Origin of the sequence: Streptomyces sp. NPDC021562 (genome assembly GCF_040640875.1) — a bacterium.
Classification (GTDB): domain Bacteria; phylum Actinomycetota; class Actinomycetes; order Streptomycetales; family Streptomycetaceae; genus Streptomyces.
This window is the reverse complement of sequence record NZ_JBFACN010000001.1, coordinates 67,444-87,912: the sequence shown is the minus strand read 5'-3', so window position 1 is coordinate 87,912 and position 20,469 is coordinate 67,444. Positions and strand designations below refer to the sequence as shown.

The 20,469-nt window shown below is 72.2% G+C and carries 16 protein-coding genes; 11 read left to right on the top strand and 5 right to left on the bottom strand.

What is annotated here, in order from left to right:
• Together AB0G52_RS00400 and AB0G52_RS00395 are read left to right on the top strand one after the other, a co-directional pair.
• A complete protein-coding gene (locus AB0G52_RS00400) occupies positions 1-1,164 on the top strand; it encodes a type ISP restriction/modification enzyme (protein ID WP_132889063.1) in 1,164 nt (387 codons plus the stop codon).
• A 71-nt stretch (positions 1,165-1,235) separates the two neighbouring features.
• Positions 1,236-2,432, top strand: coding sequence for a CaiB/BaiF CoA-transferase family protein (locus AB0G52_RS00395; RefSeq protein WP_361332443.1), 1,197 nt, complete (start codon positions 1,236-1,238; stop codon positions 2,430-2,432).
• Positions 2,433-2,447: 15 nt separating this feature from the next.
• Here the strand turns inward: AB0G52_RS00395 and AB0G52_RS00390 are convergent, their stop codons facing one another.
• The 3 genes from AB0G52_RS00390 to AB0G52_RS00380 form a co-directional block, all read right to left on the bottom strand.
• Positions 2,448-2,717 (bottom strand): hypothetical protein, encoded by a 270-nt coding sequence (locus AB0G52_RS00390; RefSeq protein WP_132889061.1) that lies wholly within the window; start codon positions 2,715-2,717, stop codon positions 2,448-2,450.
• Between the two features lie 126 nt (positions 2,718-2,843).
• Positions 2,844-3,647: an anti-sigma factor gene (locus tag AB0G52_RS00385; protein WP_361332440.1), complete on the bottom strand. Its 804-nt coding sequence runs from the start codon at positions 3,645-3,647 to the stop codon at positions 2,844-2,846.
• The gene (locus tag AB0G52_RS00380) at positions 3,644-4,186 is read right to left on the bottom strand and encodes a sigma-70 family RNA polymerase sigma factor (protein WP_132889059.1); all 543 of its coding nucleotides are present in this window, start codon (positions 4,184-4,186) and stop codon (positions 3,644-3,646) included. Before AB0G52_RS00380 ends, AB0G52_RS00385 begins: the two co-directional genes overlap by 4 nt.
• Positions 4,187-4,393: 207 nt before the next feature.
• Here AB0G52_RS00380 and AB0G52_RS00375 point away from each other — a divergent pair, with 207 nt between their 5' ends.
• The 4 genes from AB0G52_RS00375 (at position 4,394) to AB0G52_RS00360 (ending at position 10,745) form a co-directional block, all read left to right on the top strand.
• Positions 4,394-5,923, top strand: coding sequence for a DUF4331 domain-containing protein (locus tag AB0G52_RS00375; RefSeq protein ID WP_132889058.1), 1,530 nt, complete (start codon positions 4,394-4,396; stop codon positions 5,921-5,923).
• A 98-nt stretch (positions 5,924-6,021) separates the two neighbouring features.
• Positions 6,022-7,449 (top strand): tetratricopeptide repeat protein, encoded by a 1,428-nt coding sequence (locus AB0G52_RS00370; RefSeq protein WP_132889057.1) that lies wholly within the window; start codon positions 6,022-6,024, stop codon positions 7,447-7,449.
• The gene (locus AB0G52_RS00365; protein ID WP_361332436.1) at positions 7,446-9,098 is read left to right on the top strand and encodes a sulfite exporter TauE/SafE family protein; all 1,653 of its coding nucleotides are present in this window, start codon (positions 7,446-7,448) and stop codon (positions 9,096-9,098) included. Before AB0G52_RS00370 ends, AB0G52_RS00365 begins: the two co-directional genes overlap by 4 nt.
• Positions 9,099-9,143: 45 nt before the next feature.
• Positions 9,144-10,745 (top strand): serine/threonine-protein kinase, encoded by a 1,602-nt coding sequence (locus AB0G52_RS00360; RefSeq protein WP_361332433.1) that lies wholly within the window; start codon positions 9,144-9,146, stop codon positions 10,743-10,745.
• A gap of 23 nt (positions 10,746-10,768) precedes the next feature.
• Here the strand turns inward: AB0G52_RS00360 and AB0G52_RS00355 are convergent, their stop codons facing one another.
• Positions 10,769-11,569 (bottom strand): SGNH/GDSL hydrolase family protein, encoded by an 801-nt coding sequence (locus AB0G52_RS00355; protein ID WP_132889054.1) that lies wholly within the window; start codon positions 11,567-11,569, stop codon positions 10,769-10,771.
• A 307-nt stretch (positions 11,570-11,876) separates the two neighbouring features.
• Between AB0G52_RS00355 and AB0G52_RS00350 the strand changes: the two genes are divergently transcribed.
• From AB0G52_RS00350 to AB0G52_RS00330, 5 genes are all read left to right on the top strand, one after another.
• Entirely contained in the window at positions 11,877-12,233 is a 357-nt protein-coding gene (locus AB0G52_RS00350; RefSeq protein WP_132889053.1) for a hypothetical protein, read from the top strand.
• A gap of 339 nt (positions 12,234-12,572) precedes the next feature.
• Entirely contained in the window at positions 12,573-13,394 is an 822-nt protein-coding gene (locus tag AB0G52_RS00345) for a glycosyltransferase family 2 protein (protein WP_132889052.1), read from the top strand.
• The gene (locus AB0G52_RS00340; RefSeq protein WP_361332428.1) at positions 13,391-14,383 is read left to right on the top strand and encodes a glycosyltransferase family 2 protein; all 993 of its coding nucleotides are present in this window, start codon (positions 13,391-13,393) and stop codon (positions 14,381-14,383) included. The genes AB0G52_RS00345 and AB0G52_RS00340 overlap by 4 nt, the downstream gene beginning before the upstream one ends.
• Positions 14,380-15,207: a polysaccharide deacetylase family protein gene (locus tag AB0G52_RS00335; protein ID WP_207921731.1), complete on the top strand. Its 828-nt coding sequence runs from the start codon at positions 14,380-14,382 to the stop codon at positions 15,205-15,207. Before AB0G52_RS00340 ends, AB0G52_RS00335 begins: the two co-directional genes overlap by 4 nt.
• On the top strand, positions 15,200-19,012 hold the full coding sequence (locus tag AB0G52_RS00330) for a lipopolysaccharide biosynthesis protein (RefSeq protein WP_361332425.1): 3,813 nt from the start codon (positions 15,200-15,202) through the stop codon (positions 19,010-19,012). The genes AB0G52_RS00335 and AB0G52_RS00330 overlap by 8 nt, the downstream gene beginning before the upstream one ends.
• Before the next feature lie 15 nt (positions 19,013-19,027).
• Here AB0G52_RS00330 and AB0G52_RS00325 read toward each other — a convergent pair whose 3' ends face one another.
• Positions 19,028-20,452, bottom strand: a complete 1,425-nt coding sequence (locus AB0G52_RS00325) for a xylan 1,4-beta-xylosidase (protein ID WP_361332422.1) — start codon at positions 20,450-20,452, stop codon at positions 19,028-19,030.
• Positions 20,453-20,469 lie beyond the last annotated feature (17 nt).

The following is a 20,469-nucleotide window of genomic DNA, read 5'->3' as shown; positions in this document are numbered from 1 at the left end:
ATGCCGGGCGTGACGCGCGACGACGCTCCGCTGCTCGCGGACCTCATGCCGTGGTCCGTCGCACCACTACGGCTCGGCCGGGGGTGGCCGACGGCCCCGGACCCGGCGACCCTGAAGAGCCGCTGGGAGGCCCTCCTCAAGGCCGGGCGCTCCGACCGCGAGACCCTGTTCGGGCCGACCCGCGCCCGGACCGTCCACTCGGCGGTGCCCCAGCTCCCCGGGCAGCCGACCGGCACGGAGCGGCTGGCACAGGCCTCGGACCCGTTCCCGGACCCGGTCCGCGTCCTGTCCGCCCCCTTCGACGAACAGTGGCTGATCCCGGACCACCGCCTGCTCGACACGGCCCGTCCGGAGCTGTGGCGGGTGGCCGACGACCACCAGGTCTTCGCGGTGGAGTCGGCGGAACCGGCGGACGGACTGCCCCTGCTGGCCACCTCCCTGCTGCCGACCCTGCGCGCGGGCCGCATCCGCCCGCTCTACCGCCGCCCCGGCGGCGCGGAACCCAACGTGGCCCCCGGTCTGCTGGACCATCTGACCGGCCGGCTGGGCCGCACCGCCACTCCCCCGGACCTCCTCGCCTGGACCCTGGCGACGGTCCGCGCCGACCACACCGTCCCGCTCACCGATGACCCCGGCCTCTGGTCCCAGGGCGTGGAGCTGGGCCACCGGGCCCTGTGGCTGCTCCGCCGGCACGGCGAGCGCCCCAAGCTCCCGGGAGGCCGCCGCCCCTACGTCCGGGCCCCGCTGCCGTCCCGCCCCCTGACGATCCGCTACGACCCCGAGGAGGAGGCCCTCCACATCGACGAGGGCCGCATCTCGCCGGTCCCCCCGGAGGCCTGGGACTTCCGGACGGGCGAAACACGTGTCCTGGAGGCCTGGTTCGCGGCGCGGACGGCGGAGCCGGGCGCCCCCGGGACGCTGGAGGCGATCGTGCCGGCGGCCTGGTCCCAGTCCTGGACGTCGGAACTCCTGGAGCTGATCACGGTCCTGGCCCTGCTGGCGGACGTGCGGTCCCAACGCGGCGAGTTCGAGACCGACGCACGGATCACGGCGACGGAGCTGAGGACGGCGGGCGTCCTGCCGCCCCCGGACGCGTCCCGGGGGCCGGCGTCGGTCCTGGAACACCCCGAGGAGGGTCCGGCGGGTCAGCTGACGCTGCTCTGACCGGCCTTCCTCTCCCTCACCGGTACCGGCGCTGCTGACAGACCGGCCGGTCGCGGGACATGATCCGGGCCATGGACCGTCTCCCGCTGCCCCTGGAGGGCATCACCGTCGTCGCCGTCGAGCAGGCCGTGGCCGCGCCGTTCGCCACCCGGCAGCTCGCCGACCTCGGCGCCCGCGTCATCAAGGTGGAACGCGTCGACGGCGGCGACTTCGCGCGCGCCTACGACACCGCCGCGCGCGGGCTCGCCTCGCACTTCGTGTGGTGCAACCGGGGCAAGGAGTCCATCGCGGTGGACCTGAAGGACCCGCGCGGCGCGGACGTCGTGCGCCGGCTCGTCGCGGACGCCGACGTGTTCGTGCAGAACCTGGCGCACGGTGCCGCGGCCCGGCTGGGGCTGGACGCGGCCACCCTGTGCGCCGCCCATCCCCGCCTGGTCGCCGTGGACATCTCGGGGTACGGCGCGTCGGGGCCGTACGCGGACAGACGCGCGTACGACATGCTCGTGCAGTGCGAGGCGGGACTGGTGTCGGTGACCGGGACGCCGGAGCAGCCGGTCAAGGCGGGGATCCCGGCGGCGGACATCGCGGCGGCCATGTACGCCTTCTCGGGCGTCCTCGCGGCACTGGTGCGGCGCGGTACGACCGGGCGGGGCGGGCCGGTGGAGGTGTCCATGCTGGAGGCGCTGGCCGAGTGGCTGGGGCATCCGCTGCACCACACGATCCACGGCGGGACACCACCGCAGCGCACCGGCCTGGCGCACGCGGTGATCGCGCCGTACGACGCCTATCCGACCGCGGACGGCGCCCGGGTGCTGGTGTCGGTGCAGAACGACCGGGAGTGGCGGCGGCTGGCCGAGCGGGTGCTGGGGCGCCCGGAGCTGGGGGCGGATCCGGCATTCGCGACGAACGCGGCACGGGTGGCGAACCGGGCACGCACCGACGAACTGGTGGGCAGGGCCCTCGGGGGCCTCGGCGCCGAGGAGGCGCTGGCGCGGCTGGCGGCGGCGGGCATCGCGTGCGCGCGGCTGCGGGACCTGACGGAGCTGGCGGAGCATCCGCAACTGGCGGCCCGGGAACGGTGGCGGGAAGTGGGGTCACCCGTCGGGCCGCTGCGCGCGCTGCTGCCGCCCATCACGCTGCCCGGCGGGGACGGGGCACGGATGGGTGACGTGCCCGCGCTCGGGCAGCACACCGAGGCACTGCTGCGTGCCGTGGGGATGACGGACGCCGAGTCAGCAGCGTTGCGCCGGGACGGTGTGGTCGCCTGAGCGCGGGCCTTGCGGTCAGTGCCTGTTGGCGCCGAACAGCGAACGGCGCAGCCTGCGCAGCGGTGCGAAGAGCGAGACACGGCTGACCCGTGCACCCCGGTCACTGCGCTGTGCGGGCGTGCGCGCGGTCAGCTCACGCATCAGAGACGTCGCCTCGACCGCCTGCTGCTGCGGTATGGCGGGACCCGCCAGCACCGACAGATGGCGGTCGAGGCGCGAACTGGTCGCGCTGCTCCCGCAGGTGATCGCAGGGACCCTCGCCCTGCTGCGTGTTATCTGCTCCATGTCACTCCCCACCCGTACGAGTCCACCCGGCCCGGGCAGGGTAACCCTATCGCCCCGTCGGGGCACCCGTGTATCGCGGTCACAGGATTCACCTTCCCCGCAAGGGTGTTGACGACCCCTCTTCGATCACTCTCCGAATCCGACCGATTTCAGGGCGAGTTGGACAACTGGCTGGCTGGTGGGTTGCGGTGACCCACCGGCAGGTTCGACGGTCACGGCGAGTGACGTCGCGGATTTGACCAGACCCGTGGCGACCAGGGGCGTGTCGGCCCGGAAAAGGCCCAGGGAGCGCGGTAGCGCACGGGGGCGCATCAGCCAGAGTTGATGCACGCGCCCGTTCGGCAGCGCGCCGTATCCGCTGAGCGTGACGATCACCTGCCCCTCCGAAACGGACGCGACCGCTCCGATACTTCGGCCCTGCGCGTCCTGGGCGCCGACCGCACGGGCGTCGGGTGCGCTCAGAACGTGGGCGATCTCACGCGACTGGGCACGCTCGGCGTCGAGCCGGTCCTGCGTCCGGCCGGCCTGCACCGCGAACAGCGAGGCGACGACCAGTGCGGCGGCGGCCGTGGCGGTGGCGAACGGCACGAACACGGGGCGCGGCCGCCGGCGCTTCGGCGGCGGCTGCACGCCCCAGACGTGCGGCGGCAGACTGGGGACGCGTTCCCGGCCCGGGGCCGGCTCCTGCGGGGTGGCGCGGACGGCGGCCAGCACCCGGCCGCGCATCGCGAGGGGCGGCGGGGCGGCCGTGGACCAGGCGAGCCGTACCGCGTCCTCGGTCAGCGCCTGCACCTCCTCGGCGCACCGGTCGCAGCCCTTGAGGTGCTTCTCGAAGCGGCGCCGCTCGCCGGGCTCCAGGGCGTCCAGGGCGTAGGGAGCCGCCAGGGAGTGCAGATCCTCGCGGTGCAGCAGGCGGCCGACCACGCTCACGCCACACCTCCCAGGCAGTCGCGCAGCCGGCTGAGTCCGTCGCGCATCCGGGTCTTGACCGTGCCCAGCGGCAGCTTGAGCCGCTCGGCGACCTCACGGTACGTGTAGCCGTCGTAGTAGGCGAGGGTGACGGACTGGCGTTGCAGGGCGGTGAGCCGGTCCAGGCAGCGGCGCACCCATTCGCGTTCCAGACCGGCCTCCACCGTTTCGGCGACCTGGTCGAAGGCGGTTTCGCCGGCGCGCAAAGCCTCGCGCTGTTCGCGTTCGCCGGCCGCGCGGGCGCTGCGCACCCGGTCGACGGCGCGGCGGTGGGCGAGGGTGAGGATCCAGGAGAGGGCGCTGCCCCGACCGGGATCGAACTTGGGTGCGGAGCGCCAGAGTTCGAGGAGCACCTCCTGGGCCACCTCCTCCGACTGGGCGGGATCACGGACCACGCGCCGTACGAGTCCGAACACCGGACCGGAGACCAGACCGTAGAGGTCCTCGAACGCCTTCTGGTCGCCACCGGCGACGAGCACCAGCAGTTCGTCCGCCTCCACCCCGTCCCGCCTCCTGTGGCCGCACCCGGCCCGTCCTCCCGTATCACGCATTCGCACCTGGACGCACCTCCGGCAGAGGTACGTAAGCGGGGGGCAAAAACGCGGGTCGAGCAGGAAGAAAAGATTTTTTTCTTCTGACCAATCCAAACGGCCCTCCAGCTCCGTATACCCGTCCGTCAAGCAAGTTGGGACCGAGGGACGGACGGCATGACACCTCAAATCTCCAGGAGCGGTGCGGGGCGCAAGGGCCTTGTCACCCTCATCTGTGGGGCACTGGCCACCGGCGGAATCACAGCCGCCAGCGTCGCCGCGCTGGAACCGGGGGTGGCCGCTGCCTCCTCCCACCGGGAGGCCCCCCTCATCTCGGGGACCCCCCAGTACGACAACACGGACCTGTACGCGTTCGTCAGCCCGGACAAGCCCGACACCACCACGATCGTGTCGGACTACATCCCCTTCGAGGAGCCGGCGGGCGGTCCGAACTTCTACCAGTTCGCGGACGACGCCCAGTACGACATCCACATCGACAACAACGGTGACGCGAAGGACGACCTGATCTTCCGTTACACCTTCAAGACCCAGATCAAGAACAAGAAGACGTTCCTCTACAACACGGGCGTGGTCGACAACCTGACGGACCCGGACCTGAACGTCACGCAGTCGTACAACCTCGACCTGCTCAAGTTCAAGAACGGCAAGCACCAGTACACGACGAGGATCGCCAGCGACATCCCGGCGGCCCCGTCGGACGTCGGCAAGGCCTCGATGCCCGACTACGCGAAGCTGCGCGCGCAGGCCGTCTACAAGACCTCGAACGGCGGCGCGACCTTCGCCGGCCAGGCCGACGACCCGTTCTTCGCCGACCTGCGCGTCTTCGACCTGCTGTACGGCGGCAACCTCTCCGAGGTCGGCAACGACACCCTCAAGGGCTACAACGTCAACACGATCGCCCTCCAGGTGCCGAACGACCTGATCCGGCAGTCGGCGTCACGTCCGACCGTCGGCATCTACGCGACGACCCAGCGCCGGAACGCCCAGGGCTACTACACGCAGGTCTCGCGCCTGGGCAACCCGCTGGTCAACGAGGTCGTCAACCCGCAGAAGGACAAGGACAAGTTCAACGCGTCCCAGCCCAAGGACGACGCGCAGTTCCTGAAGAACGTCACCAACCCGGAACTGCCCAAGCTCATCGAGGCGATCTACCACATCAAGGCACCGTCGGAACCCCGCAACGACCTCGTCAGCGTGTTCCTCACGGGCGTCAAGGGCCTCAACACCCTGCAGCCGTACGCCAGGCCGTCGGAGATGCTCCGCCTGAACACGTCCATCAAGCCCACCGCCAAGCCCAAGCGGCTCGGTGTGCTGGACGGTGACAACGCGGGCTTCCCGAACGGGCGCCGGCTCACCGACGACGTCATCGACGAGGCGCTCCAGGTCATGGAGGGCGAACTGGTCGGTTCCAAGAACGACCTGGGCGACGCGGTCGACAAGAACGACAAGAACTTCGAGAAGTACTTCCCGTACGTGGCCGAGCCGACCTCCGGGTCGCGCGGCCCGCTCGCCAAGGGCACCGGCAGCGGCAGCACCACGAAGAGCGCGCTCGGTGACGCCCTGCCCGGCTCCGGCGGCAGCAACACGACGCTGATCGCGGGATCGGCGGCCGCGGGTGCGGCGGGCGTGCTGCTGATCGGCACCGCGTTCGGCTGGTGGCGCCGCCGGATGCAGCGCCCGTACTAGGCGGCGCTTCCCCACCTCACAGACTGGCGCGGCCCGCTCCCCCCACCCCCCACGGCAGCGGGCCGCGCCGCCCCATGCGACAGCTACTAGGAGAGGGCATGGCCCCGGGTACGAACGACAAGCAGCCCGCCGACGCGAAGGACGCACCGGACGGCGACGCCGACGAGCGTGTCACCGCCCTGCGCCGGTTCGCCGCCGCGGGGCGTAACTGGCGGCGGGCCCGGCTCGCGGGTTCCGCCGCGCTGCTGGCCGTGGCGCTGACCGGCGGCGCCATCGCCTTCGGAGCGTCCCAAAACAGCGGTGCGGCCCCGGTCGCCGCGTCGAGTGCCGTGTCGCCGGCGCTGCTCGCGAGCGGCAGCCTCGACGCGAGCATCGCCTCTCTCCAGGCCCATCTGCGCACCCAGCCGCAGGACTCCGACAGCTGGGCCACCCTCGGCCTCGCCTACGTCGAGCAGGCCCGCACCAAGGGCGACCCGTCCCGCTACCCGCAGGCCGACAAAGCCCTGAAGCGGGCCCTCAGGATCACTCCGGGCAACGACCAGGCGCTGGCCGGGCAGGCCGCGCTCGCCGCCGCCCGGCACCAGTTCGCCGACGCGCTCACCTACGCGGACCGGGCGCTGAAGGAGAACCCCTACAACGCGGGCGCCCTGTCCTCCCGGATCGACGCCCTGGTCGAACTCGGCCGGTACGCGGACGCGGCCGAGGCGGCCGACCTCGCCGACCAGCGCAAGCCGGGCGTACCGGTGTTCACCCGGTACGCGTACGTGCGGGAGCTGCGGGGTGACGTGAAGACCGCCCGCCGGGTCCTGCAACAGGCGCTGTCCACGGCCACCTCGAAGGGCGACATCGCGTACGTGGCCGCACAGCTCGGCCTGCTCGCCTGGAACCAGGGCGACTACAAGAGCGCGCTCGACTACTACGCCCGCGCCCTGACCGCCGACGAGAACTACCTCCCCGCGCTGGAGGGCCGGGCCCGTGCCCAGGCGGCGAGCGGCGACCGCGCCGACGCCATCAAGGGCATGGAGCTGGTCGTCTCCCGCTACCCGCTGCCCCAGCCCCTGGTGGAACTCGGAGAGCTGTACGAGGACCGGGGCGCCAAGGGCGACAAGGAGAAGGCCGCCAACCAGTACTCCCTCGTCGAGGCCTGGATCGCGCTGGCCCGCGCCAACGGCGTCAACGCCGACCTGGACACCGCGCTCGCCGCCGCCGACCACGGCGACAAGGCCGAGGCGCTGAAGGCCGCGCGGGCCGAGTGGGCCCGCCGCCACACCGTCCACACGGCGGACGCGCTGGCCTGGGCCCTGCACGTCAACGGCCACGACGAGGAGGCGCTGCCGTACGCCCGCCAGGCCACCGCCACCGGCTACCGCAACGCCTCCTTCAGCTACCACCTGGGCATGATCGAGCTGGCCGACGGCGAGCGGGCGGCCGGCCGCGCGGCCCTCACCAAGGCCCTCGCACTCAACCCGGGTTTCTCCCCGCTCGGCGCCCGCGCCGCCCGCAAGGCGCTGGAGGCCTCGAAGTGAACCTCCGCCGCCGCGCCGCGGCCCTCCTCGTCGCCGTCTGCGGCCTCACCCTCCTTCCGGCCACGGCCGCGAGCGCGCACCCGCTCGGCAACTTCACGGTCAACAAGTACGACGGTCTGGTCGCCGCCCCCGGACAGCTGCGGGTCGACCACTTCGAGGACCTCGCCGAGATCCCGGCGACCCAGGCCAAACCGGACCTGAAGCGGCTGGGCGCGGCCGCGTGGGCTCAGCAGCGCTGCACGACGGCGGCGGACGGCAGCAGGCTCACCGTCGACGGCACGTCCACGCCCCTGACCGTCACCGCCAGTCACGCCCAGCTCCGGCCCGGCCAGGCGGGACTGAACACCCTGCGGGTGTCCTGCCGGTTCACCGCGCCGCTCCCGAAGGGCGCCGCCGTCGCCCTCGGCTTCCACAGCGCGGGCACCGACTCCGGCCCCGGCTGGCGGGAGATCACGGCCCGCGGCGACCGGATGACGCTGACGCGGACGGACGTACCGAGGGCCTCGCTCTCGCACGAACTCACCAGCTACCCCAAGGACCTGCTCTCCTCCCCCGCCGACATCACGACCGCCGCGGTCCGGGTCCGGCCGGGCGGCCCGGCGCTCGCCGCGGAACGGCAGGACGCCCCGGGCTCGGAGATCCTCCCCCGGGGCATCGACCGCTGGACCCAGGCCCTGACCGACCTGGTCGCACGCAACCACCTCACCTTCGGCTTCGCCACGCTCGCGCTGTTCATCGCGATCGCCCTCGGCGCGATGCACGCCCTCGCGCCCGGCCACGGCAAGACCCTGATGGCGGCGACGGCGGCGGCCCGCGGCGGCCGCGCCCGGCTCCGCGACGTCCTCCCGCTGGCCGCGTCGGTCACGGTCACCCACACCCTCGGCGTGGTCGCCCTGGGCGTGCTGGTCACGGCGGGTTCTGCGGCCACCCCGTCGGTGATCGCCTGGCTGGGCATCGCCAGCGGCCTCATGGTCCTGGCGGCAGGCCTGAACCTGACCCGAAGGGCCTGGCGCACCAGGGTCCACGAGCACGCCCGGCACCACGAGCACGCTCCCGCCCGCGAGTTGGCACTGGCCGCCACGGCGCACACCCGTGCCGACGGCCCCACCCACCCCGCCGGCCACCCCCAGGACGACGGGCACGAACACGGGCACGGGCACGCGCACGACCACGGACACGCGCACGACCACGCGCACGACCACGCGCACGAGCACGACCACAGCCACGAACACGGCCACAGCCACGAACACGGCCACGGCCACACGCACACCCACGGCGGCCACACCCACACCCACGAGACGGCCCCCACGGTGCGCGGCACCCTCCTCCTCGGCTTCGCCGGCGGGCTGGTCCCCAGCCCGTCCGCCGTCGTCGTCCTCGTCGGTGCCGCCGCCCTCGGACAGGCCTGGTTCGGTCTGCTCCTCGTCGTCGCCTACGGCATCGGCCTCGCGCTGACCCTGACCGCCGCCGGGTTCGCCGTCGTCAAGCTGGGTACGGGAATGACTCGGGTGCTGGACAGACGCCCTCGCCTGACCACCCACCCCCTGGCCACCCTGATCCGCAGGACGACCCCGCTCGCCTCGGCGCTCGTGGTCGTGGCCCTGGGTGTCGGACTGGTCGTCAAGGGCGCCGCCTCCGCCCTGCTCTGAGTAACGTTTGTGATGAGTTCGCGCGAGCTGCCGTGGGGGGCACCCGTGACCGATGAGCCCGGCCGAGAGCGAGTGATCGCCGGCCGCTACCGGCTGCTGTCGCCGCTGGGCGAGGGCGGTATGGGCACCGTGTGGCGGGCCCGTGACGAGGTGCTGGGCCGGGAGGTCGCCGTCAAGGAGGTGCGGGCGCCGGCCGGGCTGCCCGGCCCGGACGTCGAGCGCATGTACGCCCGGCTGGAGCGCGAGGCCTGGGCCGCCGCCCGGATCGCCAACCGCAACGTGGTCACGGTGTACGACGTCGCGATGGAGGGCGGACGACCCTGGGTCGTCATGGAGTTGGTCCGGGGGGTGTCGCTGGCCGACGCGCTGGAGGCGGAGGGCCCGATGTCCCCGCAGCGGGCCGCGGGCATCGGCGCCGAGGTGCTGTCCGCGCTGCGGGCCGCGCACGCCGCCGGGGTGCTGCACCGTGACGTGAAGCCGGCCAACGTGCTGCTGTCGAACGACGGCCGGGTGGTGCTCACCGACTTCGGCATCGCCACCGTCGAGGGCAGCTCGGCGCTGACCATGACCGGTGAGGTCATCGGCTCGCCCGAGTACCTGGCCCCGGAGCGGGCGCTCGGACGCGCGTTCGGCCCCGAGTCCGACCTGTGGTCGCTCGGGGTGCTGCTGTACGCGGCGGTCGAGGGCGCCTCGCCGTTCCGGCAGGACACCCCGCTGAGCACCCTGCGGGCCGTGGTGGACGAGGAGTTGCCGCCGCCGTACCGGGCGGGGCCGCTCGGCCCGGTCGTCGAGGGGCTGCTCCGCAAGGACCCGGCCGCCCGGCTCCCCGCCGAACAGGCCGAGCGGGACCTGCGGCTGATCGCGGCCGGCGGCACCCCGGGCACCGCGGTGACCGTTCCGGTCCCGGCGCCGTACGAAGCCCCGACCCAGGTCGCCCACCAGCCCTACCGGAGCTCCCCCACGCCTCCGTTGCCCACCCCGACGGGCCCCCTGCCACCGGAGGAGGACGACCGCGGCGGCAACCGCAACGCCGGTACCGTCCTGCTCGTCGGACTGGTCCTGGTCGCCCTCGCACTGGGCGGGCTGGTGTACGCCCTGCTCCACCACGACAACGGGGGCGGGAACGGCGGCGACGCCGGGGCGGGTCAGTCGGCCGGCAGTCTCAGTTCGCCCGCACCGAGCCGGAGCAGCGTCACGAAGTCCGCGTCGCCGTCGGCGTCGGCGTCGGCGTCCGCGAGCAGCAGTGCGGCCGCGCAGAGCGTGCAGGTGAGCGTGGCGGGGTCCGGTACCGACTACTCGGGGAGCTGCCCGCCGTCGACGGCGCAGGCGCCCTCGTTCACGGCGACGTTCACGGTCGGCAGGGTGCCCGCGCAGGTCGAGTACCGGTGGGTGCTGAAGAAGGGGTCGCTCGACGACCAGGGGTGGAAGACGCTGTCCTTCCCGGACGGCGGCGGGAAGACCCGGCAGACCAAGGTGACCGTCACGACCTGGTCCGACAGCGGGACCCTGAACGACGCGATCGCGGTCGAGGTGCGCAGCCCGGTGCGGACCACGTCCGACGCGGTGCCGTTCTCGGTCACGTGCACCTCGACGACGGAGACCCCGAGCGCCGGGGCCTCCGCTACGCCGTCACCTTCGGCCTCGTGACCGGGGGCTGAGGTGCCGCGGGCTCACGCGTTGCTGGTGAGGACCGGAAGATAGCCGCCGGAGTGGCCGCTCGCGGTGGGGTGGTACGACTCGGTGACGTCCAACAGGTTGAGGCTGTGCAGCCACGAGCTGCCGGAGCAGATCTCGTGGGCGGAGAACGCGCTGCGCACGTCACCGAAGGTGAAACCGTGGTCGGCGGCGCGCTTGGCGATGGCGGTGTCGATGTAGTCGGCGGCGTTGTTGATGGCGGAGCGCTTGGTCGCGGAGAGGCCGAGGCAGGTGGTGCCCAGCTGGTAGAAGCGCGGGTAGCCGAGGACGACGACCCTGGCGTTGGGCGCCTTGGCGCGGATCGCGTCGTACACGGCGTCGAGCTTGCCGGGGAGGGTGGAGTCGACGTACGCCTCGGCGGTGCTGATCCGGGACAGGCAGGTGCTGTCCGAGTTGAGCACACAGGTCGTCATGACGTCGGCGAAGCCCGCGTCGTTGCCGCCGATGGTGAGGGAGACCAGGGCGGTCGAGGAGCCGAGCGTGCCGAGCTGGCCGGAGAGGACGTCGTCGGTGGTGGCGCCGGAGCAGGCGAGGAACGAGAACGAGGACGGGCTGTGGGCGGCGTTCCACAGGTAGGGGTAGGCGTTGGTGCTGCGGTCGCAGCTGCCGCTCGAACCGATGTAGTTGCCGGCGCCGACGCCGGAGGAGTACGAGTCGCCGAGCGCCACGTAGCCCCCGGTCGCGGCCTGCGCCTGCGTCGCGGCCGCCCCGGTGAGGGTGAGGCCGGTGGCGAGGAGGAGTGAAGTCACGTATGCCGTAATTCGGGAACGTCTCATGGAACCTCCCTTTAGCAGGATCTCTGCCACAACTTTCGTACCAACCGCGCGTGTTGACGGGAAGTGTCCATGCCAAAACTTTTTATGTCGCAACCAGCCGCTTCCGTGGCGATCCCGGATCACCTGTGACATCAAGGAACGGTCATGTCCAAAGACCCGCTTGACGCCCCCCGTTCGGCTGCGCGACATTGAAGCCCGGCATCCGGCGCCTTGGGGGGCAAAGTCGGCCATGCAGACCATACGGCTCAAGCCATCGTCAACAGCGGACGAACCGGCACGGCCAGGACCGGGGAGGGACCTGGGACCCGTGCTCGCGGGAGCGGCGACGGCCGTCGGAGCGAGCGGCGCGCTGCTCGCGCTGACCGACTCCGGCTCACCGCTGCGCGCGCCGCTCGCCCTGCTGTTCCTGATCGCCGCGCCGGCCGCGGCGATCACCCTGGGGCTGCGCGGTCTCGACCCGTTCGCCCGGGTCCTCACCGCGCTCGCGGGTGCCGTCGCCCTGGACATGCTGGTCGCCCAGGGCATGCTCGCCACCCACCGCTGGTCGTGGCGCGGCGGGATCGTCGCCGTCGCCGTGATCAGCCTTCTCCTGCTGCTGCTGGTACGAATGCGACCGGTGGAGCGAATTCTCAAACGGGCGAGGAAAATCCGTTCGAGTAAATGAACACGGTCGGCCAAAGTTGCGTAACGGCCAAACCAACAAAAACGTGAGGCCTACTTCCAGGTCTTGCCATACCGGTCCAATCATCAATACCGTCGTACATCTCACCCGGGGGGGTGCCGTGCTCGGTGAACGCAGACGCAACAGCTGCGACACCTGTCGTTTCCGAGTCGTGCCGCGCGACCGGCTGCCGTTTTTCGGCAGACCGGCCAGCTTTGCCAGCTCATCCGCCGATACGGAGATCCTTTTTCCGCGCCGCGGTTGAGAACCCCCCTTTCGAACCGGGCACAGAAGCGGGCCACCCAGGGGCGGGCGGTCCACCGGACGAGAGGGACAGGACTCGTGAGTTCCGTTCTGCGCCAGCCGGCGTCGGGCCAAGATCCGTCGATGGCTGCCGAATACCGACCGATCTCCACTCATCTGGCGATCACACCGCCGGTGAGCGTGGTGATCCCCGCCATGAACGAGGCGGAGAATCTCCCCTACGTCTTCAAGACACTTCCCGGCTGGATCCATGAAGTGGTCCTCGTGGACGGCAATTCGACCGACGACACCGTCGAAGTGGCACGGGAGTTGTGGCCGGGGGTGAAAGTCGTCGAACAGCGTGGCAAGGGCAAGGGGGATGCCCTGATCACCGGGTTCGAGGCGTGCACCGGCGACATCATCGTCATGGTGGACGCGGACGGCTCGGCCGACGGCCACGAAATCGTGTCGTACGTGTCCGCCCTGGTCTCGGGCGCCGACTTCGCCAAGGGCTCGCGCTTCGCCAACGGCGGTGGCACCGACGACATGACCTTCATCCGCAAGCTCGGCAACTGGGCGCTGTGCACGGTCGTCAACCGCAAGTTCGGCGCCCGCTACACCGACCTGTGCTACGGGTACAACGCGTTCTGGCGGCACTGCCTCGACAAGATCGACCTCGACTGCACCGGTTTCGAGATCGAGACCCTGATCAACATCCGGGTCGTCAAGGCGGGCCTGAAGGTGCAGGAGATTCCGAGCTACGAGTACCTCCGCATCCACGGCACCAGCAACCTGCGCGCCGTACGCGACGGCCTGCGGGTGCTCAAGGTGATCCTCAAGGAGCGCTCCAACCGGCGTGACCTGCGCCGGCAGGTGCGGCACTCACCGATGCTCAGCACGGGCCGGGGAGAGTCGTCTTGAGCGATCCCGACATCTCCGTCGTGATCTGCGTGTACACCGAGGACCGCTGGGAGGACATCCTCGCGGCGGTCGCCTCGGTGCGCGCCCAGTCGTACCCGGCGCTGGAGACCCTGCTGGTCGTCGACCACAACCCGGCGCTCCTGGAACGGCTCACGAAGGAGTACAAGGAGGCCGCGGAGGTGCGGGTGCTCGCCAACGCGGGCCCCCGCGGACTGTCCGCGGGCCGCAACACCGGCATCGCCGCCTCGTCGGGCGAGGTGCTCGCCTTCCTCGACGACGACGCCGTGGCCGAGCGGGACTGGCTGCGCCGCTTCGCCGAGGCGTACACCGACCCGCGCGTGATGGCGGTCGGCGGCCGGACCGTGCCGGTCTGGGCCTCGGGCCGCCGCCCCGACTGGTTCCCGGAGGAGTTCGACTGGGTGGTCGGCTGCACCTACCGGGGGCTGCCCGCCGGACGGGTCCGGGTCCGCAACGTCCTCGGGGGAAACGCTTCTTTCCGGCGTACGGCCTTCGACGCGGCGGGCGGCTTCGCGACCGGCATCGGGCGGGACGGCGACAAGCGCCCGCTGGGCTGTGAGGAGACCGAGCTGTGCATCCGGCTCACCCGGGCCCGCCCGGACGCCGTGCTGCTCATCGACGACCGCGCAGTGATCCACCACCGGGTACCGGAGGTGCGCGAGCACTTCGGCTACTTCCGCACCCGCGCCTACGCCGAGGGCCTCTCCAAGGCCCTGGTCGCCCGGAGCGTGGGCGCCGGCAAGGGCCTGGAGTCCGAACGCCGGTACGCCACGCGCGTGCTGCCCGCCGGGATCGCTCGTGGCCTGCGGGACGCGCTGCTGGCCCGGCCGGGCGGCGCGGGCCGCGCGGGCGCGATCGTCGCCGGGGTGCTGACGGCCGCCGGCGGCTACGTGGTGGGCAGCGCCCGGGCCCGACGGGGCGGCGCGGCCTTCACCGTCGCCGGGATCCGGCGCGAGGAGGGCCCGCGATGACCTCGGCAGCGGCAGGAGCGGCCGCCGCCGAGGCGGCGGTGCCGATTCTCATGTACCACTCGGTCGCGACCGCGCCCAACGACGCCACCCGCGCCCTGTCGGTGGCACCGGAGGCGTTCGCCGAACAGCTGGCGCTCATCGCCGAACTGGACCTGACCCCCGTCAGCACCGCCGAGCTGGCCGCGGGCTGGCGCTCCGGCGGACCGCTGCCCGAGCGGCCCGTCCTGATCACCTTCGACGACGGCTACGAGGGCGTGCACCGGCACGCCCTGCCCGTCCTCGCCGAGCACGGCTACCCGGCCACCCTGTTCGTCTCGACGGGCTGGATCAGGGGCGCCCACGACACCGGAGGTGGCCTGGACACCATGCTCGACTGGCACCAGGTACGCGAACTGGCGGACGCCGGCTGCGAGATCGGCGGGCACAGCCACACCCACCCGGAGCTCGACCAGCTCGACGACGACCGGCTCCGCGAGGAGCTGGTCCGCTGCAAGGAGATCGTCACCGACGAGACGGGCACCGAACCGACCTCGTTCGCCTACCCGTACGGCTACTCCAGCCGACGGGTGCGCACGGCCGTGCGGGCGGCCGGGTTCACCCAGGCGCTCGCCGTCGAGAACGGTCTCGCCCGCCGCCGCCAGGGCCCGTACGCCCTGCACCGCGTCACCGTCCGCCGCAGCACGGACGCCGAGGAGTTCACCCGGCTGCTGGAAGGCCGGGCGATCACCCGCACCTTCGCCAGGGACCGTGCCCTCACCAAGGGGTACGCCGTTCTCCGCAGAGCCCGACAGGTCCGCCGGAAGGCCAGCCGTTCCCGTGTCTGACACGACCACCACAACCGAGGCCGCGACCGCCGAGCCGCCGGCGCCCGAGCCGTCGGGGCGCCGTCTTCGCCTGCCCGGGCGGAGCGGTCCGCCCGGCGGCAGCCCCCTGTTCCGCAACGCCTACGCCCTGATGCTGAACACCGGCATCTCCGCCGTGCTCGGTCTCGGCTTCTGGCTGGCGGCGGCCCGCTACTACTCGGAGTCGGCGGTCGGCCAGGGCTCCGCCGCGATCGCCGCCATGAAGCTCCTCGCGGGCCTGACCGCGGTCACCCTGACCGGTGCGCTGGCCCGCTTCATCCCGGTCGCCGGACGCCGGACCGGCGCGTTCATCTTCCGCACGTACGCGGGCAGTTCGCTGGTCGTGGCGCTGGCGGCCGGCGTCTTCCTGACGACCCTCGGGGTGTGGGGGCCCTCGTACCGCTTCCTGCACGGGCCGCTGCCCGGGGCCGGGTTCGTGCTGGCCGTCGTCGCCTGGAACCTGCTCACCCTCCAGGACGGGGTGCTGACCGGGCTGCGCAACGCGCCCTGGGTACCGGTCGGCAACACCGTGTTCTCGGCGGTCAAACTGGCGCTGCTGGTGGCCTTCGCGGCGGCGATCCCGACGGCCGGTGTCTTCGTCTCCTGGGTCGCCGCGATCGCCACCTCGTTCGTGCCGCTGGGCTGGCTGGTGTTCCGGCGGCTGGTGCCCCGGCACGTCAAGGCCACCGAGGACCACGCGAAACCGCCCACGCTGAGGGAGACCGGCAGGTTCCTGGCCGGCGACTACACCGGCTCGCTGTTCTCCCTCGCCGTGGTCTACCTGGTCCCGGTGATCATCGCCTCGCAGGTCAGCTCCGAGGACAACGCCTACTTCTACATCACCACCACCATCGGCGGCACCGTCAACCTGCTCGCCATCAACATGGGCGCCTCGCTCACCGTCGAGGGCTCGCACGACCCGGCGCGGCTGGCCGCCAACGCCCGGGCCGCCCTCAGGCGGATGGCCCGGATCATGATCCCCCTGTGCGCGCTGCTGTTCTTCGGGGCGCCCTGGATCCTCGGTGTGTTCGGGCCCGGTTACGCGGACGCGGCGACGCCGCTGCTGCGCTGGTTCGCGGTCGGCGCGCTGCTGCGGGTCGTGATGGAGACCTACTTCGCCGTGCTCCGCGCCCAGAGCCGGACCGCGGGACTGGCCTGGCTGCAGGGCCTGTTGTGCGTCCTGGTGCTCGGTCTGACCCTGCTGCTCCTGCCCCGGATGGGGCTGACCGGCGCGGGCGTGGCCGAGATCTCCAGCCTGGCGGTGATCGTGACCATCGCGGCGCCCCGGCTGTGGCGGACGCTGCGGGCGGCCCCGGCCGAGATCCCCGAGGGCACCGCACCGGACGGCGACCTCGCCGACCTGGGCACGCGCGAAGCCCCGTCCGCGTCGGCCGCGCCGCGCAGGCGACGTCCGGCGTGGGCGCTGGACAGCGACACCCTCGCCCTCGGCGTCCACGTCGACTTCGACCATGTGGAGCGCCGGCCCGACGTGCGGCCGGGACCGGGGACCCCGCCCACGGGTACGCCCGTCGTACGACCGGACGACCGTCCGACATGGGCGCTGCGGCCGCCCCGGAGCCCGGGGCTGCCGGTGGAGGGACACGAGCCGGGGTCGGAGGCCTCGCTCGGGCCGGCCGAGGTCTCGCTGCTGAAGGAGGCCGAGGCCGTCGACGCGCCGTTCGGGGGCGGGGTCGTGCCGGACCCCGCGGCGGGGGACGCGGAGGTGCCGGCCGAGGCGCCGGAGGAACCCGCCCGGTCGCTGCGGGAGCGGCTGACGCCCACCCGGCCGGGCGTCGTCCTCGGCTGTCTGCTGGTCGCCGCCCTGCTCCTGTACTGGGTGCCGGCGGCCCGGCTCGACGACGCCGACCTGGACCGGACGGGCGGGCTCGGGCTCGTCTCGGTGCTGCCGCTGCCGACGCTCATCGGGGCGGGCCTGCTGGTCGCGGTGTTCGCCGCGCTGCTGTGGCGGCGCCGGGAGCACAAGGCGCTGCTGCTCGTCACGTTGCTGGCGACGGTCGTGTCGCTGCACGCGCTGCCCGCCGTGATCGAGACGGAGCCGCGTTTCCCGACCGCCTGGCAGCACCTCGGGTTCATCGACTACATCGACCGCACCGGCTCGGCCGTGCCCGACCTGGACGCCCGCTGGAGCTGGCCGGGCTTCTTCGCGGCGGCCGCGTTCATCGGCAGGGCCTGCGGGGTCACGGACTTCACCGAGGTCATCCGCTGGTGGCCGACCTTCATCGAACTCGCCTACCTGGCACCGATGTTCCTGCTCGTACGGTCGCTGCGGGCGAGCTGGCGGGCGAAGTGGACCGGCATCTGGTTCTTCGTGCTGTGCGGCTGGGTCGGCCAGGACTACTTCTCCCCGCAGGGCTTCACGTATCTGCTGTACCTGATGTTCGTGGCGATCCTGCTCGTCTGGTTCCGTGCCCCGCACGTCCTGTGGACGAGGTTCCGGCCCGGCGAGGCGGAGGTCGAGCCCGCCGACCGCCGGCAGCAGGCCGTGCTGCTCATGGTGCTGATCGGCCTGTACGCGGCGACGGTCCCGGCGCACCAGCTCACCCCGTTCGTGATGCTGGGCGTGCTGGCGGTACTGGTGCTGGTCGGCCGGTCCGAACTGCGCGGTCTGCCGATCCTGTTCGGGGTGGTCGCGGCCGTCTGGCTGGGGTTCATGGCCGAGCCGTACTGGTCCGGTCACTTCGACGAGTTGTTCGGCGGGGTCGGCGGGATCGGCAGCAACGTGTCGACATCCGTCTCCGGCCGTATCCAGGGCGGCAGTTCGACCCACAAGCTGGTGCTGTACGTCCGGGTCCTGCTGGCCGGGAGCATGCTGGCGTTCGCCGTCTGGGGCTGGTGGCGGCGCCGCTTCCACCGGTACCGCGAGCGGTCCCTGCTGGTGCTGACCTTCGTGCCGTTCCTGGGCTTCGGCATGCAGTCCTACGGCGGCGAGATGGCGCTGCGGGTCTTCATGTTCGCCGTCCCGGGCGCGGCCCTGCTCGCCGCGCTCGCCCTCTTCCCGCGCACCGGCGCCACGGCGAAGGAGCGCGAGAAGGACCGTGTCAGTCTGGCGCCGGTGGCCGCGCTGCTGGCGGGTCTGCTGCTCATGGGCGGCTTCCTGGTGGCCCGGTGGGGCAACGAGTCGTTCGAGCGGGTGCGGCCCGGCGAGGTCGCCGCCATGGACTACGTCTACGCCCACGACCGGCCGACGGTACGGCTGCTGTGGCTGAGCAACGACACGGTGAACGACGTGACCCCGGCGATCCCGTGGGGTGCCAGGGACATGGAACGGGTCGACTACGTGCCGACGCTCGCGCCCACCGACCCGGTGCTGGTGTCGAGCCTGGTCAAGGCGCTCAGGGACGCCGGTCCGAACTCGTACCTGATGGTCAACAGGGGTCAGGTCGCGTTCCTGCGGATGGACGCCGGCTACTCGGCGACGTGGGCGGACCGGCTGGTCCGGAACCTGGACGACCGGCAGGAGCTGACGAAGGTCCTGGTCAACGACGACGTGACCATGTACGCGTTGCGCACCCGGCCGGCGGGCGCGGTGCCGGGGCCGGATCCGGGGCCGATCGGGCCGCGGATCACCTGGACGCCGTGGTCGGTGATCGGCGGCCTCGCGGCCGTCCTGCTGATCGTGCTGCTGACGGCACGTGAGCTGGTCCGGGTCGCGGTCCGGCCCGGGGTGCGGCAACTGCGGTTGCTCCAGGGCGGTTTCTGGTTCTCGATGCCGTTGCTCGCGGTGCTGCTGGCGTCGTTGGTACAGCGGTTCCTGACGCTCAAGTGAGGGGGCGCGCGTGGCTCACCTGGTGAGCCACGCGACCTCGTACGCCGTCAGGTCGAGCCGCTTCCCGTCCACCCGGGCGCTGACCGGGCGGTCGAGGGTGTTGACGACCAGGACGGTCCGGTCACTGGCGAGGACCCGGACGCCGGACGCGCCGTCCGTGGCGACGGACACGGTCTCGTACCTGGTTCCGGGCGGAAAGGCCCGGGAGAAGCGGGACACCAGGCCGTACATGGGCTCGGGCCGGCCGCCGTCGTCGCTGTCGGTCGTGGTCCACAGACAGCCGGCGCAGTCCCCGCCCTTCTCGTCCTCCGGGTTCCAGTAGAAACCGGAGTCGGCGCCGCCCTCGACCAGGGCGATCATCCCGGTGGCCTGGACGGCGACCCGGTGCGCCTCGGTCCAGCCGTCGCGGGCGTCGGTGCCGTCGGCGGGTTCCACGTAGTACTCGGCCCACCACAGCGGCAGGCCGTGCGTCTGCGCGCGCACCCATGCACTGACGTACGTCAGCTTCCGGGTGGCCGCGAACTCGTCGGGCAGCAGGTCGTCGTCGTTGGTGTAGCTGGATCCGTCGACGACCACGAAGTCGGCGCCCGCCTTGTGGGTGTTCCAGTAGGCGAAGGCGTCGACGACCCGCTGGTCCAGGACGCCCCAGGGACCCTTGAGGGTGGCGGAGGCGTTGTCGGTCTCCCGTGGGTCGAAGCTGTCCATGACGAGGTAGGGGCCGCCGATCATGATGTCCTTGTCCACGGCCTTCAACGCCTTGTAGACGAGGTTGTAGAGCGTGGTGTAGCCCTCGTAGTCCCAGCGGTCCCTGGCGTTGTTCCAGAAGCCCTTGAACTCGTTCCAGACGATGAAGTGCCGGACGTCCGGGTAGCGTCGGGCGACGGTCGCGGCGAGGTCCGCGTAGTCCTGGTAGTGGTCGGGGGTCGGCGCGGTCTCCAGGGCTGCCTGGCTCCAGTCGGTGTTGTCCACACCGGCCCTGCCGCCCTTCATCCAGTCCGGCGAGCAGCACAGGGTGATCACCGGGGTGGCGCCGGACCTGCGCATGAAGTCGACCCGGCGGTCGAGGGCGCCGAAGTCGTAACGCCCTTTCACCGGCTCGGGGTTGTCGGCGCCCCAGCCCATGAGGGCCTGGTTCTGCGGCAGCCCGGCGTCCCTGGCCAGCAGGTTGGCCACCCGGTCGGTGGCGGTCGCACTGCCCTCGTCGGCGCTGTACTGGGTGTGGGTGAAGCCCCAGCCCACGTACGGCTCGGTCGGGTCCCGGGGGGTCGCGGGGGTGCCGTGCACCGTGTCGCCGTCCCGGGTGGTGCCCGTGGTGGCGCTCCCGCCGCCGGGAAGCGTGTGGAACAGGGTCACGATCAGGGCGAGAGCGACCGCGCCCACACCGAGCAGAGCGGTGAGCCGCCACCGCCCAGCCCCCGAATTCCACCCATGACGTCCCATCAAGGACAACAGTAACG

Excerpts from the sequence above, each read along its gene's own strand:
- AB0G52_RS00335 (WP_207921731.1), top strand. The coding sequence starts at position 14,380 with ATGACCTCGGCAGCGGCAGGAGCGGCCGCCGCCGAGGCGGCGGTGCCG.
- AB0G52_RS00375 (WP_132889058.1), top strand. The coding sequence starts at position 4,394 with ATGACACCTCAAATCTCCAGGAGCGGTGCGGGGCGCAAGGGCCTTGTC.
- AB0G52_RS00370 (WP_132889057.1), top strand. The coding sequence starts at position 6,022 with ATGGCCCCGGGTACGAACGACAAGCAGCCCGCCGACGCGAAGGACGCA.
- AB0G52_RS00390 (WP_132889061.1), bottom strand. The coding sequence starts at position 2,717 with ATGGAGCAGATAACACGCAGCAGGGCGAGGGTCCCTGCGATCACCTGC.
- AB0G52_RS00325 (WP_361332422.1), bottom strand. The coding sequence starts at position 20,452 with ATGGGACGTCATGGGTGGAATTCGGGGGCTGGGCGGTGGCGGCTCACC.
- AB0G52_RS00400 (WP_132889063.1), top strand. The coding sequence starts at position 1 with ATGCCGGGCGTGACGCGCGACGACGCTCCGCTGCTCGCGGACCTCATG.
- AB0G52_RS00395 (WP_361332443.1), top strand. The coding sequence starts at position 1,236 with ATGGACCGTCTCCCGCTGCCCCTGGAGGGCATCACCGTCGTCGCCGTC.
- AB0G52_RS00355 (WP_132889054.1), bottom strand. The coding sequence starts at position 11,569 with ATGAGACGTTCCCGAATTACGGCATACGTGACTTCACTCCTCCTCGCC.